17 protein-coding genes and 1 pseudogene are annotated in these 16,949 nt (G+C 37.6%); 10 read left to right on the top strand and 8 right to left on the bottom strand.

Features of this window, described 5'->3' with window-relative positions:
- Positions 1-234 precede the first annotated feature (234 nt).
- The 10 genes and pseudogenes from ACOVQQ_RS11850 (at position 235) to ACOVQQ_RS11805 (ending at position 5,832) form a co-directional block, all read left to right on the top strand.
- Entirely contained in the window at positions 235-588 is a 354-nt protein-coding gene (locus ACOVQQ_RS11850; RefSeq protein ID WP_421818382.1) for a winged helix-turn-helix transcriptional regulator, read from the top strand.
- Between the two features lie 178 nt (positions 589-766).
- Positions 767-1,351, top strand: coding sequence for a peptide-methionine (R)-S-oxide reductase MsrB (gene msrB / locus ACOVQQ_RS11845; RefSeq protein WP_421818381.1), 585 nt, complete (start codon positions 767-769; stop codon positions 1,349-1,351).
- A 5-nt stretch (positions 1,352-1,356) separates the two neighbouring features.
- Positions 1,357-2,142 carry a DUF1223 domain-containing protein gene (locus ACOVQQ_RS11840; protein WP_421818380.1) on the top strand — a complete coding sequence of 262 codons (786 nt, stop codon included), beginning with the start codon at positions 1,357-1,359 and terminating at the stop codon, positions 2,140-2,142.
- Between the two features lie 5 nt (positions 2,143-2,147).
- Complete coding sequence (gene msrA, locus ACOVQQ_RS11835) at positions 2,148-2,762, top strand: peptide-methionine (S)-S-oxide reductase MsrA (protein ID WP_421818379.1); 615 nt, start codon at positions 2,148-2,150, stop codon at positions 2,760-2,762.
- A 2-nt stretch (positions 2,763-2,764) separates the two neighbouring features.
- A complete protein-coding gene (locus tag ACOVQQ_RS11830) occupies positions 2,765-3,130 on the top strand; it encodes a hypothetical protein (RefSeq protein ID WP_094485438.1) in 366 nt (121 codons plus the stop codon).
- A gap of 110 nt (positions 3,131-3,240) precedes the next feature.
- Entirely contained in the window at positions 3,241-3,954 is a 714-nt protein-coding gene (locus tag ACOVQQ_RS11825; protein ID WP_421818378.1) for a phosphopantothenoylcysteine decarboxylase, read from the top strand.
- 27 nt (positions 3,955-3,981) lie between these two features.
- Positions 3,982-4,437 carry a GNAT family N-acetyltransferase gene (locus ACOVQQ_RS11820; protein WP_421818377.1) on the top strand — a complete coding sequence of 152 codons (456 nt, stop codon included), beginning with the start codon at positions 3,982-3,984 and terminating at the stop codon, positions 4,435-4,437.
- Positions 4,438-4,693: 256 nt separating this feature from the next.
- A complete protein-coding gene (locus ACOVQQ_RS11815) occupies positions 4,694-5,167 on the top strand; it encodes a nucleotidyltransferase (RefSeq protein ID WP_421818376.1) in 474 nt (157 codons plus the stop codon).
- A 1-nt stretch (position 5,168) separates the two neighbouring features.
- Positions 5,169-5,267: pseudogene (locus ACOVQQ_RS11810) on the top strand (patatin-like phospholipase family protein); the annotation flags it as partial.
- 16 nt (positions 5,268-5,283) lie between these two features.
- On the top strand, positions 5,284-5,832 hold the full coding sequence (locus ACOVQQ_RS11805) for a chlorite dismutase family protein (protein ID WP_421818375.1): 549 nt from the start codon (positions 5,284-5,286) through the stop codon (positions 5,830-5,832).
- Between the two features lie 66 nt (positions 5,833-5,898).
- On the opposite strand, the gene ACOVQQ_RS11800 is transcribed toward ACOVQQ_RS11805, so the two are convergent.
- From ACOVQQ_RS11800 to ACOVQQ_RS11765, 8 genes are all read right to left on the bottom strand, one after another.
- The gene (locus ACOVQQ_RS11800) at positions 5,899-6,768 is read right to left on the bottom strand and encodes a hypothetical protein (RefSeq protein ID WP_421818374.1); all 870 of its coding nucleotides are present in this window, start codon (positions 6,766-6,768) and stop codon (positions 5,899-5,901) included.
- A gap of 4 nt (positions 6,769-6,772) precedes the next feature.
- Positions 6,773-10,441, bottom strand: coding sequence for a metallophosphoesterase (locus tag ACOVQQ_RS11795; RefSeq protein ID WP_421818373.1), 3,669 nt, complete (start codon positions 10,439-10,441; stop codon positions 6,773-6,775).
- Positions 10,442-10,451: 10 nt separating this feature from the next.
- Positions 10,452-11,069, bottom strand: coding sequence for a Pycsar system effector family protein (locus tag ACOVQQ_RS11790; protein WP_421818372.1), 618 nt, complete (start codon positions 11,067-11,069; stop codon positions 10,452-10,454).
- Positions 11,056-13,977 (bottom strand): HD domain-containing protein, encoded by a 2,922-nt coding sequence (locus ACOVQQ_RS11785; protein WP_421818371.1) that lies wholly within the window; start codon positions 13,975-13,977, stop codon positions 11,056-11,058. The genes ACOVQQ_RS11790 and ACOVQQ_RS11785 overlap by 14 nt, the downstream gene beginning before the upstream one ends.
- Positions 13,978-14,275: 298 nt before the next feature.
- A complete protein-coding gene (locus ACOVQQ_RS11780) occupies positions 14,276-15,049 on the bottom strand; it encodes a hypothetical protein (RefSeq protein WP_421818370.1) in 774 nt (257 codons plus the stop codon).
- A gap of 46 nt (positions 15,050-15,095) precedes the next feature.
- Complete coding sequence (locus ACOVQQ_RS11775; protein ID WP_421818369.1) at positions 15,096-15,728, bottom strand: hypothetical protein; 633 nt, start codon at positions 15,726-15,728, stop codon at positions 15,096-15,098.
- An 11-nt stretch (positions 15,729-15,739) separates the two neighbouring features.
- The gene (locus ACOVQQ_RS11770) at positions 15,740-16,519 is read right to left on the bottom strand and encodes an SDR family NAD(P)-dependent oxidoreductase (protein ID WP_421818368.1); all 780 of its coding nucleotides are present in this window, start codon (positions 16,517-16,519) and stop codon (positions 15,740-15,742) included.
- A 6-nt stretch (positions 16,520-16,525) separates the two neighbouring features.
- Entirely contained in the window at positions 16,526-16,948 is a 423-nt protein-coding gene (locus tag ACOVQQ_RS11765; RefSeq protein ID WP_421818367.1) for a DUF2147 domain-containing protein, read from the bottom strand.
- Between the last annotated feature and the right edge of the window lies 1 nt (position 16,949).

Raw genomic sequence — 16,949 nt, 5'->3', positions numbered from 1 at the left:
CTCCCATTTCTTTGGGAAATCGGATGTCAAGATCCAATAAACCATCGGATGATTTGGCGTGGCCGTTTCTACCTGCTGAGCTTGTTACGGCTGTTTCGTAAATTGTTTGTTTTTTCAATGTATTTCAATTTATATTTGTACTTCAAAATTAAATACCTAAATTAATTTATACAAGTACTGTTTTATTTAGTACATACAATTTTAAACAATACTAATATTGAAAATCAGTTATTTATGAATGAAAGAAATATTGTTTTTGATGAAAAAAGCTGTCCTGTTACTGCAACGATGTATGTTATTGGAGGAAAGTGGAAGCCGATTTTGATTAATGCTATTTATCAAACTTCTCCGGCTCGTTTTGGTGAATTAAAACGATCGGTAAAAGGAATCACGCAATCGATGCTAACCTCTCAATTAAGAGAGTTGGAAGACGACGGTATCATCCACCGAAAAGTTTATGCCGAAGTTCCGCCGAAAGTAGAGTACACCATTACCGAGTTTGGGTTTACGTTGGCTCCCATATTACAGTCGATGGGTGAATGGGGAAAAACTTATCGTTTGGAGCGGGAAAACAAATCAGATAAGTAGGCTTTGGCCAAATTACCTGAGTTTTTTTGATTTACTTCTTTAAATACTTGATTATCAAAATTTATTGCCAACGTTTTTAAGAAACGTTAATCTATTCACAATTTGGCTAAATTGTAAAGTACCCGACATTTGACCTTTTTACATCGCTATAAATTTGTTTCATTAAAATTTATAAACGATGAAAAAAATCAATGTTCAACTAAGCCTCGCTTTATTGCTGATTATTGGATCATTAACAACTTTCTCGACTTTAGGCGGCGTTGTTCATGAGCCTGTCACTACTACCGTAAAATCGGTTTCGTATTCTTTTATAAAAGATACGATTAGTAAGCCGTATAATCCATACTACTCCAATACAAGTACCAAGAAACTACGTGTTTCTAATGAAGAATGGAAGCGCGTACTACCTGCTGATTTGTATGCTGTTTCTCGATTGGCCGATACAGAACGACCTTTTACCGGAAAATACTGGGAAACCGATGTTAAGGGCACGTACTATTGTGCAGCCTGTGGCTTTGAGTTGTTTCGCTCGGGTGCAAAGTTCTCGAGTCAGTGCGGCTGGCCAAGTTTTTTCGAACAGGCCAATTCTAAGAGCATAGTTTTCAAGAATGACAATTCGTACGGTATGCAGCGTATTGAAGCGCTATGCGGACGCTGCGACGGCCATTTGGGACACCTTTTCGACGACGGTCCGGAACCTACTGGCAAACGCTACTGCATGAACTCGATTGCGCTCGATTTTATTCCTGATTCTAAAAAATAATTAGAATGGATAATTCGATTTACAAAACCGTGCTCGTAGCAATGGTGATTGTCATGTTTCTGGTTTTATGCAGCTTTTCTTTAAAAGAATACCGTCAAAATCAAAACGAAAAAAAAGCTGAACCGGGATTTGCAGTCTTGGAACTTTTTACGTCGCAAGGTTGTAGTAGCTGTCCGCCAGCCGACGAAGTTTTGGCAACGTATGCTGCATTAAATAATCCAAAAATCATTCCTTTAGCGTTTCACGTTGATTATTGGAATTACATCGGTTGGAAAGATCCGTTTAGTAAAGCTCAGTTTTCAAATCGGCAGCATAATTACGAGCGATTGCTTCATGTCCCCAGCAATTACACGCCGCAGCTAATTATTAATGGTACGCATGAATTAGTTGGCAGCAACAAAAATGCGATTAAAATTCTAGTTGATCAGCAGTTAAAAGTACCTAGCAAGAACGAGATACGAATTACAAAAGCAGTTTTAGTTAACAACCAATTAAAAATCGATTTTGATACCGACGCTCTTGCAAACACGGTGGTAAATTTGGCTGTGGTGAAGAAGAAATCGGTAACCAATATAAAACGAGGCGAAAACTCAGGTTTACAACAAACCAACTTCAATATTGTTTTTGATTTTATAACCGTACCAAATGATGTAAATGCTAAGCGTGAGGTTACGTTTAACTTTAATCCGCAGTGGTCATCGACCGACTTTACCGTAGTAGCCTACCTTCAAAAATCGGATACTGGAGCCATTCTTACCGCATCTCAATCTGAAATATTCCCTAAAAATTAAACATTATGAAAAAAATTATAACAGCTATTTGTTTGATAGCGCAGTTAGGAGCATTTGCTCAACAGAAGAAAAACAATGAAAATCTGGATACGATTACGCTCGGTGGCGGCTGCTATTGGTGTGTCGAGGCAATTTATGAAGATTTAAATGGCGTTAAGTCGGTCGTTTCGGGTTTTGCCGGTGGGAAAGGTGTGAATCCGAGTTACGAAGAAGTTTCATCTGGCAGAACCGGATATGCAGAAGTTGTGCAAATCACTTACGATAAAACAGTTACCAATCTTGAAGAGATTTTGCAAGTATTTTTTGAAGTTCACGATCCAACAACACTTAATCGGCAAGGAGCTGATGTAGGCACACAATATCGTTCGGCAATTTTCTACAAGGATGCTGCGCAAAAAGCGACGGCGAAAAATATAATTGCGGCTTTAACAAAAGCCAAAGTGTTTGATGATCCGATTGTTACAAGCGTCGAGCCCTTAGCACAGTTTTACAAAGCCGACGATTATCATCAGAATTATTACAAGAACAACAAAAGCAACCGATACTGTCAATTGGTTATTCAACCTAAAGTAGAAAAGTTTCAGAAAGTTTTTAAATCGAAATTAAAAAAACAAGGATAATTATGAATTTAGTAAACACAAAAGTACACGGCATTATAGACTATTTGTTTGTTGGAATCTTATGGATAGCACCCTTTGTACTCGGATTAGAAGAAAAAGCTGCCATAGCTTCCGCCAGTTTAGGAGGCATTCATTTACTCGTTACCGCTTTAACGAACTTTGAACTGGGTCTGCTTCGTTTTATACCAATAAAAATACACAGCTTAATCGAATTAATTGTTCCGTTCGTTCTCGTTGGGTTTGCTGTTTTTCTAGGAGAAGTTGAAAGCGATTTTTCTCGTAATTATTTTCTTAGCGTCGCTTTTTTAGTATTGCTAACTTGGTGGATTACGGACTATTCGACATACATCGATTACGACAATTTATAAGTAATTGAGGCGAAATGTCGGCTACTTGACAAAAGCACTCTCAGCTTTACAATAGTTTTACAATTGTTAAAATTAACAAGCAAGTAGTACAATCCAAAAATTCAAACAAAATGAGATCTTCACTAATTCATAAAAAAATTCTAATCACGGCAGGTCCAACTCGAGAATACCTAGATCCAGTACGTTACATTACCAATGAATCGAGCGGAAAAATGGGCTATGCACTCGCAGAAACACTTCATGAATTAGGCGCTGATGTTGTTCTCATTAGTGGTCCGGTTTGCCTAAACAGTTCTTTTCCCGAAGAGAATATCACTTTTGTTAAAACGGCAAATGAAATGTATCATGCTTGTTTAGAACACTTTTCGAGCTGCGATATTGCCATTTTTGCTGCCGCTGTTGCCGATTATAGTCCGAAATTGACTTCTGAAGAAAAAATTAAAAAAATTGAGGAGTCGTGCTTTTTAGAATTGAAGAAGAATGTTGATATAGCTTTTGAATTTGGGAAAGTAAAAACACGGTTTCAACAGTCTGTTGGCTTTGCTCTTGAAACCAACGATGTCTTAACCAATTCAAAATTGAAATTAGAAAAGAAGAACTTTGATTTGATTGTGATCAACTCTCCAACGCATAATCAAGGATTCGGACACGACACGAATAAAGTTTCGATTTTGAGTAAGGAATTGTATTTGGATCATTTTCCGCTCAAATCTAAAAAAGAAGTTGCAGTCGATATCGTTCAAGCCATCGAGGAGTATTCAATCTTGAATGAAGCTACCCAGAAATCGCTTTACAACGTAATCGATTATCCAAAAACAGTTTAAAGATTTTTGTAATTGATAACATCAAACGTGCAAAAGGTAACAAAATTTCATCTTGAAGGATTAAAGGAAGTATTAGATTCTAGTGCGTTATTTCCGTCGGAATATCTTGATGATATGATTTCCGATTATTTCACTAATCCCGATTCCGAAGATATTTGGTTCACCTACATGCTTAACGACAGGCCAATTGCACTTGGCTATTGCGTACCTGAAAAGTTTACCAACGGAACTTTTAATCTTTACGCCATTGCGGTACACGGTGCATATCAAGGAAAAGGAATTGGTAAAGAAATGATGTCGTACATAGAGAAGTTACTCTTGGAAGCCGGCAAAAGAGTTTTAATTGTGGAGACTTCTAGCCAACCGAGATACGACAATACGCGAGCATTTTATCATAAAATTGGTTATACAGCACAGGCAGTATTGCCCCACTTTTGGGATGAAGGCGACGATAAAGTTATTTTTTATAAGAAGTTAAATTAAATCGTTTAAGGTTAGCAAAAGCAAACTTGTAAAAGATAAATTCCTGAAAGTATTTTAAATAATTGAAATACAAATAAGTAAATCGTTTTATGCTTCTTTTATTATAAACAATCGAAGCGGTAATGATTTTTCACTAGGTCTATTCTAACGAATTTGTTCATAAGGTTTTTTTATTGATTTGTTGATTTGATCACTCGAAAGTGCTTTTACAAGTGAGCGTAAAAGTGCTTTTGAGTTGATTTAAAAAAGTAGAAGTATGCGCATATCGGCAAACATCATTACAAACGAAAAGCTGGAAGTTGTTTTTAGAATGATTGATTTTTTTCAAGATAGAAAAATCCCCTACCAAATTACCGGAGGTTTAGCGGGCAACTTGTATGGCTCTGCTTGGAAACTACACGATATAGATCTAGAAACTCATCTAGAATATTTGCCAGAAATAGAAGAGGCATTTTACGATCACATAGCGTTACCCACAAAAATTTATCAAGACGAAGAGTTTAGCATTTGGCTTTTACAATTGAATTTCAATGGAGTAACGGTAGATATTAATGCAGTTGAAGATTTCTACATTGCTGATTCCATTAAGATTGAAACGAATCTTGACGAAGCAAGAGAAATGACCTTTTTCGGGCGAAAAGTGAAAGTACAGCCATTAAAGGATCTTATCGCTTACAAAAAAATACTAAAGCGAGAAGTCGATGTACGCGACTTATCAAAACTGGTTTGATATGAAAACATTGGTTATTTCCGGCGGCGGTAGTAAAGGTGCATTTGCGGGAGGCATAGCCGAATATTTGATTAACGACTGCTGTTCGAACTACGAAATGAATTGAATTAAAGATTATGGATACAATTTTTGACTTTATTGGTGGATCTTACGGCGAATGGGAAGTTAGGTCTATAGAAACAATTTGTGGGAATCCTTTGCAACCGATTTCGCACCTTCGTATTATTCAAAGTACTTTAGAGAAAGAGAATCAGGGTGCCTGGACATTAAAGGGAGTAAGAAGTCACCTGCGGTACACCGAAAAGCATGAAAAAGAGCAGCTTACTGCTATTCAAGCCGAACTGGGAAGGAGTGAAGCCATTTATGCGGCTTTGATACCGATTCGTAAAAACTCTGCTTGGTGGAATTTAGCACAAGATGAACGCCGAATAATCTTTGAAAATCAGTCGCATCATACCGAAACTGGCCTGCAATACCTTCCGGCAATTGCAAGAAGATTGTATCACTGCAGAGATTTAAAAGAACCTTTCGATTTCTTAACTTGGTTTGAATATGCTCCCGAGCACGAAGCCGAATTCGAAGATTTACTACTAAAACTCCGGACATCCGAAGAATGGAATTTTGTTGACCGCGAAATTGATATCAGATTAAAAAGGAAATTGTAACTAAATTATGTAGCCATTTTTATGAAATCTGACAGACGACTGCTTACATTTCCTGCAAAACCGCTTTCAGTCGTTAATCGTCGTTTCATATAAATTTCCACCCACTTTTTTGACACGCTCGTCGGCTATGAAAACTTGACTCTTGTTTTTAAAACAAACAGCTTCTTTTTGCGAGTAATGTTGTAAGTCGATTTCCGACATTTTTCCGTCGGCTATATTTTCTGGTGGAAACGCGTCGAATAACCACAGTTTGGAGTGGGAGAGGAGCACAAACTTCGATCCGTCGGGCGCAATTGCGGCACTGGTAATGGCACAATTGTGGTAATCTCCGCAGGTTTTTATGGTTTTGATAAGTTTGGCCTCGTGGTGTCCGGCTGTGTTCGGAATTTTATACACATAGCTGCTGCCGTCGAATCCTTTACTTCGATTTTTCGTAAATAAATAAAAATGCGATTGATACTCAAAAAAGGCTTCGACATCAAAAAGTAAATCTTTCTTCTTTGGCGGAAAATCCTTTTGTTCGGGATAATAAAAAGACACTTTATACGACGTTTCTATTTCTTTCTTTTGCAAATCGTTTTTTTCAATCTTGTAAATTGCCAAATCTTTTCTGTCGTTGTCGTTGTTTCCAAAATCGCCGATGTACAAATTTCCATGGGTATCAAACGACAGATCTTCCCAGTCGGTATTCGTAACATTTTTTATCTGACTTATTTGTAAAATTCGACCTAGTGTATCGATTACGGTAATTTCATTCGGATTTCCGCTGTCTTCGAGCGTATAAAGTTTTTGATTTGAAAAGGCAATTCCCGAAATTTCTTTCAGCTCCTTCGGTAACTGAGCTATTTCTTTGAGCACCACAGCTTCGTTCTTTGTTTCGCAAGAAGGAAACACCGTGAGCGCAGCGAGTAAAACGATATTTTTTAAGGTATGCATAGCTTTAAAATTGAAAACCTAATGAAAATGCGGCTCGAAAACCGTCTGACGAATGAAATAATCCGACGTTTGCGGAAAGTAATTCAGCTCCATTGATGAAAAATCCGCCTCCGTACGAGTTATGCCATTGTTCGGAATCGATTTCTGGAAACCAGACGCGCCCGTAATCGAATCCAGTAAAAACACCTAGTCGAATCGGAATGAGTCGGGTTTTCATCGAACTAAAGCTGTAGCGAATATCTGTATCTTGATAAAAAGATTGTTTTCCGATAAAACGCTGATTTCTATATCCGCGCAAGCCGTCGTTCCCACCAATAGACGCCGCTTGGTAGAATTCGAAATCGTCTCCAAAGTTAATATGACTCTTTAATTTGGTAGCCAGTACACATTTTCCTTGGGCGTCGAGTTTGTGCGTAAAACTAAACTCCGGAATTAGGTAACTGTAGCTTCTGCTGTTGTTATCTAAATTGCTTTTGTGTCCGATTTGTACACTGGTTTTCATTCCAATAGTTGGGTAGGCATTGTTGTCGTAATTCTCAAAATTAAAAGCAAAATGAGTTCCCAAAAACTGTACTTCGTCAAATAAATAGCTTGGTAATTGCGTATTGTTTTCCACAAACCTGCCTCTGGTGTTATTTACTTCCACGTTTTCATATAATGCGCCGCCACTTAATGCAACGCCCGAACGACTTTTCCACTTTAACTGCGGATTGACATATAAACTCCGAACTTTTACCCGATTGTAATTTAAGCCGAAATCATCGTCAAAGTTGGGCGTTTCGTTTCCGTAGCCAAAAAAGTTTAAGGTAAAATTCGGACTTTGCAATCCGGTATTTACTTCGAGATTTATATTTTTTATGACGTTTGCAAATTCGAATCGGTACAAGATTTCGTAACCCGAAGTAGCAAAATAGTAGGCTGCTTTGAGTTGATGTTGGCTTGTAAACGGGTTGCGTTCGAAACCATAATTGGTAAATGTGTTGTTGAATCCCACTTTTAAACCATCGTCTGGGTTTGCACCTAAAATCGGAATCAGCTGGTTTTGAGATTTTTTAACTTTCTTAAAATCAAACGTATTTACATTGTAGGAATCGCTTAGCCGCAGACTTGCGTTCTTTGCCAGATCGACGTCGTTTTTCTTAGACTTGTAATCGTAAATCACCACATTTTTTCCGTTCGGAACAATATAGGTGTCGTTATTCTGAGCACCAATGAGTCTGATTTTTATTTGCTTACTCTTTCCAATTACTTCAAAAACATCGTCATCGTCGAGACCATAAATCCAGATTTCGCGCGTTTGGCTTGCCGAAAAAACTTCTTTATAGTACGTTTCTCCGTTCTTATCTTTTTTATTTCGTTGCATAGAAACTTCGACTTCAGAATTGTTCAAACTGCGAATGCGGATGATGTCTTTTTTGTTGGTTCCGGTAATGACAGCGTAACGACTAAGAAATTGAAAGTAACGATCGGCTATTTTTTGCAAATTGGCTCGACGCTTTTTCAATAAATCTTTCAATTTGGAAACCGATTCGTCGTTTAGTTCTTTGGGAATGGCTGAAAATGCTTCATCGATAGCTTCGTCGGAAATCGAATTTTGAATAATCGCTACTTGTTCGTTCCAGTCGTTTTTGTTCAGATGGCGGATAAATGCTTTATCGAGCGGAAATGGTTCTAAATTAAAGCCTTTAACGTCGGTTAAATCGGCTTCATACTTTCGTAGAAGCTTGGCCATTGGGATTAAACGAACAGCTGCGCCGAGTACAAAACCGTCGGACATGATTGAAAATGCCTGATCTCGATCGCGAGGTAAAGGTTTAAAAACGATTTTATTAGCTTCTTTAAATTCGAGCCAACGCCATTGATCTTGATGTCGATCCCAATCGCCGATCAACATATCAAAAAGTCGGGCTTTGATGTATTCCCTTTCGTCGACCACCTGATTTTCATTCTCGTGAATTTTCTCAAACACATCGTAAGTGCTGTAAACGGCGCCTGTAAAGTTCGGATCGTTTATGGAAAGACTACCGTCGGAGGCTTGTTCTTCAAACAGATACAGTTCATCGCCAAATTCTGCACTAAAAGCACCCAGCGCTTCGTGTTTGGGAATATAGTATAATTTAGGATTTAATTTATTGATATTCAACGATTCAGATAATTCAGCTACAACGAGCGGCGCAAAGGGATGCGCACCTGTAAAAACGTCTTTTACCAAATTTTCGGAAGCTGTATTTTCAAAATCTTTCTGAACGTATTGATTCTTAAACAGCGACGCTTGAATGTACTGTGCACCACTTTTTTTGAGCGCACGCATAATATACTGTTTGCCGTCTTTGGCTTTCAAGCGTAGCGATCGCGATTGTGTTCCTCCACCTTTCCGCACGGGCGTTAATCCGCCAAGCAAGGTGTCTAAGGTTGCTACTTTTGCGGTAACAGGTGTGCTATAGTATTTTCTGTAACGATTTCCCCAAAGAAATTGGTAGAACTTGCTTTTTGTTGTTTCGGCTTCCGTGTAAATTGCCGTTTGAATAGAATCTGGAAACTTCGAAACTGCGCTAACTGTGTACGATTGTTGTTTTGGCTTAATTACAGTTGTTTGAAATTCAACGGTATTATTTTTTGCGTTTACGAATTGTACTTCCGAACGTCCGTTTTCAAAGACTTGTAAAACAGCAAATCCAGGTACTCCGTGTCCGTAGATTCCACCATCGCTTAATTTTACTGGCGATACTTTTGAAGCAGATCCGCTGACAATCTGTGGAATATCGTTTTTGATGAGGTATTGCAGATTATGGTCGTGGCCGGAAACAAAGACAATATTTTCGTTGTGTTGTGCGGCGGCAACCAATTGCTTTTTCAGTTCGTTGTAATGCGTGTTTTGAATATCGGCATTACTCACTCCGGTTGTTTTGCGAAGCAGGTTTTTCAAGCTTCCTAGAATTGGAATGGGAGTAAGATGACTATTGAAAGCGTATTTTCCGCCGTGAGAACCATTGGTGAACATCGGGTGATGAATGGCAATGATGGTAGTTTTGCCGCGCGCTTTTTTTATTTCGCTTCTAAATTCATCTAAAAACTGATTTCGAGTCTTTATTTCACAACTTTCATTGATTGTTGGGTAATTATCCCAATTTGTGATATACCATTGAGAATCAACGATTATTAGCGTGATGTCGTCGGTGATATCGATGCTTTCCAACGGACAACCGTTCTTGGGCAAAAACGATTTTTTCCCGAGTTGTTTTTCCACATATTCTTGCTGTCTTTTTAAACCTTCATTTCCTTGACTGTACCAATCGTGATTTCCCGGAATAAAAACCGTTTTTCCTTTGAATGATTGCGAGACATCAATTTGCTCTTGAAGTTTGTTCTCTGCGTCTTTTCTCGCGACAGCAGTATCTGCGGGCATGCCCGAGGGATAAATATTGTCGCCCAGATAAATAAGCGTACTGTTTTTGTCCGCTTTTTTTAATCTAGAGATAAGCGCATTAACGCTTGGTAAACTATCTTTCAACAAACCATTCCCTGCATCGCCAACAAGGAAGAACGTATGGGCTATTTTTTCATTTTCTTTACCTACTTCTTGAATGTATTTCTCATTAAGCTGCGGCTGGTAAGTGGCACAAGCTTGAATTAGTATGGAAAGCAATGAAAGAATCAGGATAACTTTTTTCATAAAAGTGGCGTTATCTCGATTGGAAAGCAATTAAAAATGCAATAACAGAAATTATAATACCAAACATAAAAATGGTGTAGGCGATGCGTAACAATCGGTATTTCTTTTCCAAAACGATACCTAGATGATACAAATCTTTTATCATCGAATTGTAAACGTAATCTTTGTCTTTGATCAATTCGTTCATGGCCCAGCTGTAGTCTTCGTAAGGCATTTTGTAAAAATTACCGAAAAAGAGCAGATTTACCTTTTTTTCATGAACTTCTTTTCGCGTAAAGCTTCCACCGGTTATGTTAGGACGAGTGGCCAAAATGGCAAAAGTTATTGCAAAAACACTGGAAACAACAAGAATTAAGGTCGGAACAATTAAGTGCGCGTTGGAAGGATTGTCGAGTTTAGGAATGATTGTTGTTAGTGAAACTGAGATAATTATGGCATTTACAGAAAGTAAAATGTTTGCTTTATTGTCGACTAATCCGCTCAGATTGTTGTGATTGTTGAGCGTGGTTCGAAACATGGTGTCAATACCTCGCTCTGACTTCTGACTTTTATCTTTCTTTTTGGGTTTTTCGTTTTCGACAGAAATTGTTGGCGCGCTTGCATTTTCTTTCGGATTATTGATTTCCATGTGTTGTGTAGTTTTGTAGTTGTTGTTGAATGAGATCCAAATTTATTTCTTTTAACTTTTGCCAATTCGCTTGGGCGTAGGAAGTGTAGTATTTATGATTTTTCAGAAAATCGATGTTTAGTCGATACCAATCTCTGTCGCAAAATGCCTTATCGCCAGACAATTCCCATTCTTTTCTGAGCAATTCTAACGTATGCGGATAATCGGGATTGGCAAGATGCATATTATCGGCATCTTTAATAATGTATTCCAGTTGGTTTATTGGCGTATAATCAAACTGCGTTGCCATGATTAGTTCGGCTACTTTATCGGAAATATCGTTTGCTATTTGTTTGTTTTGAAGGAATTCGCGGGCTATAGCCACGCTCTTTTCTTCATGTCCTTTTGTGCACTCAACATAGCCAACATCGTGAAACCAAGCCGCTAAATGTAAGATAGTTGATGTTTTGGTATCTAAATTTTCAGCTTTACAAAGCGTTTCTATACCCGCAACTACATTTTTAGTATGTTCTAAATTGTGATACGAGAATTTAGAGTCGAGACGTTCTTTAAGTAAATTACTAACAAAGATTTCGGCTTGCAGAACAAGTGTGTTTTCTTGGTGTTTTACTTTAACGCGCAGTGCTTTTAAACCAGTAACGGCTTGTAAATCTTCGACTTCTAATTTCTCAATGTCGTCTTCAAGTATATTTTTGTGCTGTAAATATTTGATGTATTTGATGTATTCTTTTTCTTCGGCTGCATTTGAATATACAATCGTAATTTTTTCTTTTTGAGTAATTCGTTCGTTCGAATTTTTCACGTACGCTTTGTCGATTCGCTTCTTAACTACTTCGTAGCGTGCATTGTACGATCCATCTACGTCAAAGCGTTTTTCATCCATCCGAAAACGTACTGAAATGGGAGAACTAAACACTAAAATCAGTGAGGTTACGTCTAAACGATATGGTAATGAACTTTTTAACTTGTGGTGTTCTAGTTCCATCTCACAGAGCGTTTCGAGTTGCCAAAGTCTCAAATTTTGGAGATACATTTCGTTGTATTCCCGGTTAGGCTCAATCGACGCGCCGATGTACAAATTGTGTTCTACGCCATCGGTTTTAAAGCGTTCGTAATAATGCGGGAAAATCTCTTGGGCTTGTTCTTGTTTGGCATCTAAAATGGCGGCCATTTTTTTGTTGATGCTCATAATGGCATCCTCAAAATCTTTTCGCGTTTGATAAAAAATTCCCGTTTTTACGTCGATTTTCTCGAAATACGCTTCAATTCGACTTTTTATTTCTTGATTAGAAGCCGAATTCTGCAAAAATGTATGAATTTCGGTTTCAATGTAATGATGAATGATTTGTTCTAATTCGCTTTTAAAAGGCTGCTCGAGTTCCTCTAGAAAGCTGGTCAATTCGAATTGTTTCTTTTCAATGATACTGATCTTCCGATCCGCGTTTATCACATCCAGAATTTGAATAATCTGATTAATCTGTGCTTTTAAGTCGGCAACAATAGCACTGATTCGATTCTCTGACGATCCTTTAATGTCGATTTGTCCATACAGCGGATACACTTCTTTAAAAACAATTTCTTTAAAGTTGTAATCCTCTCGAGCGCTGCTCGAATAGTAGTAATTCTTGGCTTCCTTTTTAAATTTCCAATAAACACTTTTGTGAATCGAGGTGTACTCTTTTTGAATAATAGCCTCAAGTTGATTCATCATGTCGCTGTTGTTTTTTTCAATGGTATCCGACAAGTATGGCAAAATTAGTTCCAACTTGTTTGCGTTAACCGAGTTTAGCGCACGGCCGGTTGCAGAAGCTAATTCGAGTAATCCCAAGAGTTTTTTGTCTTTGATCACAGGTGCGAGCAAAAAGCTCTGAACTCCTTGATTAATAAGATGAGTCGCGAAGTTTAGGTTGTTTGGTTCCGCGGTATATTCGGCAACATTAGGAATAACGAATGGCTTTTTATCTTCGATCAAATGTTGATACGAACAGCCGCAAAGTGCGTTTTTACAGTCGGCTTCTTGTTCGTTGAGCAGTATATAGCTGTGGAGTTTTTCGTCGTTAAAAGGTGGTTTCAAAAATAAATCTTCCTCTTCATCGTAAAAAGTAAATCCGACACGTAAATCAGGAATTTTGAAAACCGATCTGAAAATAGATTCAAAACTTTCGCCCAACTCCGCTTTTTCGGTATCCGATTTTAGCAAATTCGATTTTAAATTAGAGACGGCACTTTCCACGGTAACGTCAACTAAAGAAACAATTGCAAATCCTTTTAAAATCCAGGAATGCTCTGGAAAAGCTTTTTTCCATAAATCTAGATTATCGTAGTTGTCGACCAATTCATCGATTTCGGTTTGATTGAGGAACTTGGCATTTTCTGTCGGAAAAATCTCTAGAAAATCTACGTTATATAAAATTCGATAGTGTTTTAGAATGCCGTTTTTGTCGGGAATGTCGTAAAATATTGGTTTTCCAAAATCGATGTTTTGATGGAAGTAAAAGTTTAAAATGAGCGTGCAATTCATGATAAAGAACTGGTGCTCATCCATATTTCGGATACTGAGATCGAACGAGGCTTCCACGTCGTTTAAAATCTTTTTGAATCGTTGCGAATAGTTGAAAGTGAAATCATAAAAAGGAATCGTCGCTGCTTTTATCTCATTGTTAGTGAGTGCGGTAGGGAATAGGTCGGCCAACAAATGTTGAATGAGTTCCTGATTTTTTTCTATGAAATCGAGCTTGTCGATGCCTACTCGAAACTCGGGTTTATCTTCAATCTGATTCAGTAGCGCTTTCGCATAATTGGCTCTGTAGCTCACATCGGTTACCGCAATTTGTTCTAAACCTTCAATTATTTTATGGAAAGCAATTAAAATCTTAAACGGACTAATATACTTGTAGTTCTGAACCATGATGGATTGCTTTAGGAAGTCTCTCGCTGCGGAAGACTTCTTGTTGATTTTGGGCGTTCGTAAAAACAAAATCGTTACGTTGTAATTAGAAAATTCTGGTAACTAGTAGATTCATAACGCATTAAGTGGTTAAGCTTGAGCGCACGAATCGTGTACTAAAATTACTACATTTTTCCGTTCGTTTTTTAGTGAAGACAATTATTACTTCGATCGTCTTTCAATATCAAAATTCGAAAACAAGCTTTAATCATACGAACTCAATCGTTGGTGGTATTTGAGCGTTTAATGTGGAAGAAAATTACTTAAACGGATTATGAAAAATAGATTTTCCGTGTAACGCTGTGACAAAAGAGTAGATTGCTAAAATTAGATAGAGACAAGATATAAAAATTGTTGCCTTAGTATTTTTTAGAACATAGTACGACAATACAGGTAAAATTTGTAAGGCATGCATACCGATAAAGTGCGCTACTCTTAAGTCGCCAACGGTTTTACTCCATCCTAAGATAAAGAGGTTGGAATTATCGTTATCCAAACCAACCGAATGACTCAATCGGGCACCCATTGCAAATCCTTGAAAAGAGAAGATTACAAAAATTATAAGACTAAAACGGATTGCCCATACATAGTAACTCGGAAGATTTGGGAACGATTGCATAAAAAACAGTATACCAACGTATGCGGTGTACAGCGTAACTAAAGTTGCGGCCACAGCCATTAATGAAAACATCAGTGCATAAAACGGAGTAGAAGTGTTGAAATGAGAAGTACTTCCTTTACTAGCCATTACGGCTATATAGATAATTTCAAAACTCATCAAAAAAATAACCGATCCGTTGAAGAGACCGACGTTAAAACCTTGAAGATAATAGCAATACCAAGCCATTGCCCAAGAAAAAAGGAAAGTTGAAAAAGCGAACTTTAGAGGTTTGAGATAAGCGTTGACTTGATATACTTGAGTGTTTGTAGTTTTTGACAGGATAAAGCATACTAGGGCAAAGAACAGACAAATAGCACCAAAATAGAACAGGGTTTCATTTCGCGTCTTGAGTTCAAAAAGAAATTCTTTCATACTTTTTACTTATTTTATTGCTTGTGATGGTATATGATTTTTGAATCTATTTAGTTTTTGATAGGTCCAAAAATCCACCGAGATTTAGTTGGAAATAGAAAGTACCTAAATGATCATTCAAACCAGTTTTAGTGCCTTCAACTTTATTTTCCCATTCAGTTTCACCAGCAAAAGGAAGCATATAGCCCATTTTTATTCCGGTGAAGAGTCCGTTTTTTCCAACGGCTTTAACGTTTATTCCCAGGTTTCCCATCAATTGATTATTTGTTACGTTTTGAAATGAGTTTGTTGTTTTGTTTTGCGCAATTAATTGATTGTTAATTAATACCAATCCCAAGTTCGGTTCGAATTTCCATCTGTTGTTCTTGGAAATATTATAGCCAAACCAAAGTGTATTGCTAAATCCGGTTAGCTGCACGGTTCCCAATGCGTTGCTTTTTTCGCCATTAGAATACAAAAATTCAAAGCCTACTAGGAAATTGTTTTTGGTCCATGCGCTACCTGCGCCAATAGAAAATGAAAACAATTCAGGATCAACAGCTGCAACAAAATGCTTTTCGAGCTGATTATACCTCGTACCTACAATCGCACCAAAATAGATTCCACTTTCTTTGTTCTCTTGCGCCCGACCTGTTGTAGAAACCAACAAAACGAGTGTTATTATCATTAATTTTCTCATAATTCTGTTATTTAATTGGCCTGGCTAGCTAAGTTTTTTTTGATTTTCATCATAATGAAATCGGGAGTGACGCGCGGTAAATTCGATATAAACCAATTGTTGAAGCCGACTATTTTTTTTGATTTCTTATTGAACAGTAAATCAATTCCTTCTTCAGCTACAATTTTTGAGTTCACGGGTTTGTTTACTTTGTAAGCAGTTGTTTTTGCCATTTCTGGAGTCGTAAACTTCGTGTCAATAGGTCCGGGACAGAGCGCTTTCACTTGTACGCCGCTACCAACCAATTCGGCATTTACAGTTTCAGAAAAGGCTAATACAAAAGCTTTAGTTGCTGAATAAACCGAGTAGTAGGGAAAGGGTAGAAATGAAAGCAGGGAAGCGATGTTCATGATACTTCCAGCTCCTTTTTTTCGCATATCTTGAGCAAAGAGCTTTGTGAGAACTACCAAAGAGGAGCAATTTAGCTCTATCATTTCTAGTTCTTCTTGCAACGATGTGTTAGTAAATTCGCCGTAAACTCCGATTCCAGCATTGTTTATCAGATGACTCACATGCAATTTGTTTTTTTTAACTTCTTCAAAGAGTGTTTCAGCATTAGATACCTTTGATAAATCTCTTTGATAAATCGTTACTTTAACGCCGTAAGTGAGTTCTAAATCGGTTTTTAACCGCTGTAAACGTTCGTAGTTTCTCGCGACTAGAATTAAATTATATTTTCTTTCAGCCAGCTTTTCAGCCATTTCAAGACCAATTCCGGAACTGGCGCCTGTTATTAATATGTAATTTTCCATACGTCTTTATTTTATTTTTGTCCACACTTCTGTTCGCCCGAAAAGTGAAATACCAACATAGCCTCGAACATTTATTTTATTGGCGCCTTTCTGTGTTATTTTACATGAGTACGTTTTCCCTTCTCGTGGGTCGTAAATGGTTCCGTCTTCCCAAGTGTTGTCACCGTCAAAGACAAAGTTTTTTAAAATGGTTAACCCGATAACGTCTCTGTTGCGCAGCTTACTGTCTGGGTTTTTAACATCTTTCTTCTGATCGCCTGTTCCCCAAATGATTTTCCCGTAGTATTTATCATCTTGTTTGAAAATTTGAAATTTTGCATCTTTCTTTTCGTTAATCCATTCTCCTAAAATGGCATCGGCTTTAGATTGTGCAAGTGCTGTACTAGCCGAACCGACAACTAAAAGCAGTAGTAAAAAAACGTTTTTCATA

Origin of the sequence: Flavobacterium sp. (genome assembly GCF_049240005.1) — a bacterium.
Lineage (GTDB): Bacteria > Bacteroidota > Bacteroidia > Flavobacteriales > Flavobacteriaceae > Flavobacterium.
The sequence above is the reverse complement of the archived record's forward strand: the minus strand, read 5'-3'. Positions and strand labels throughout refer to the sequence as shown.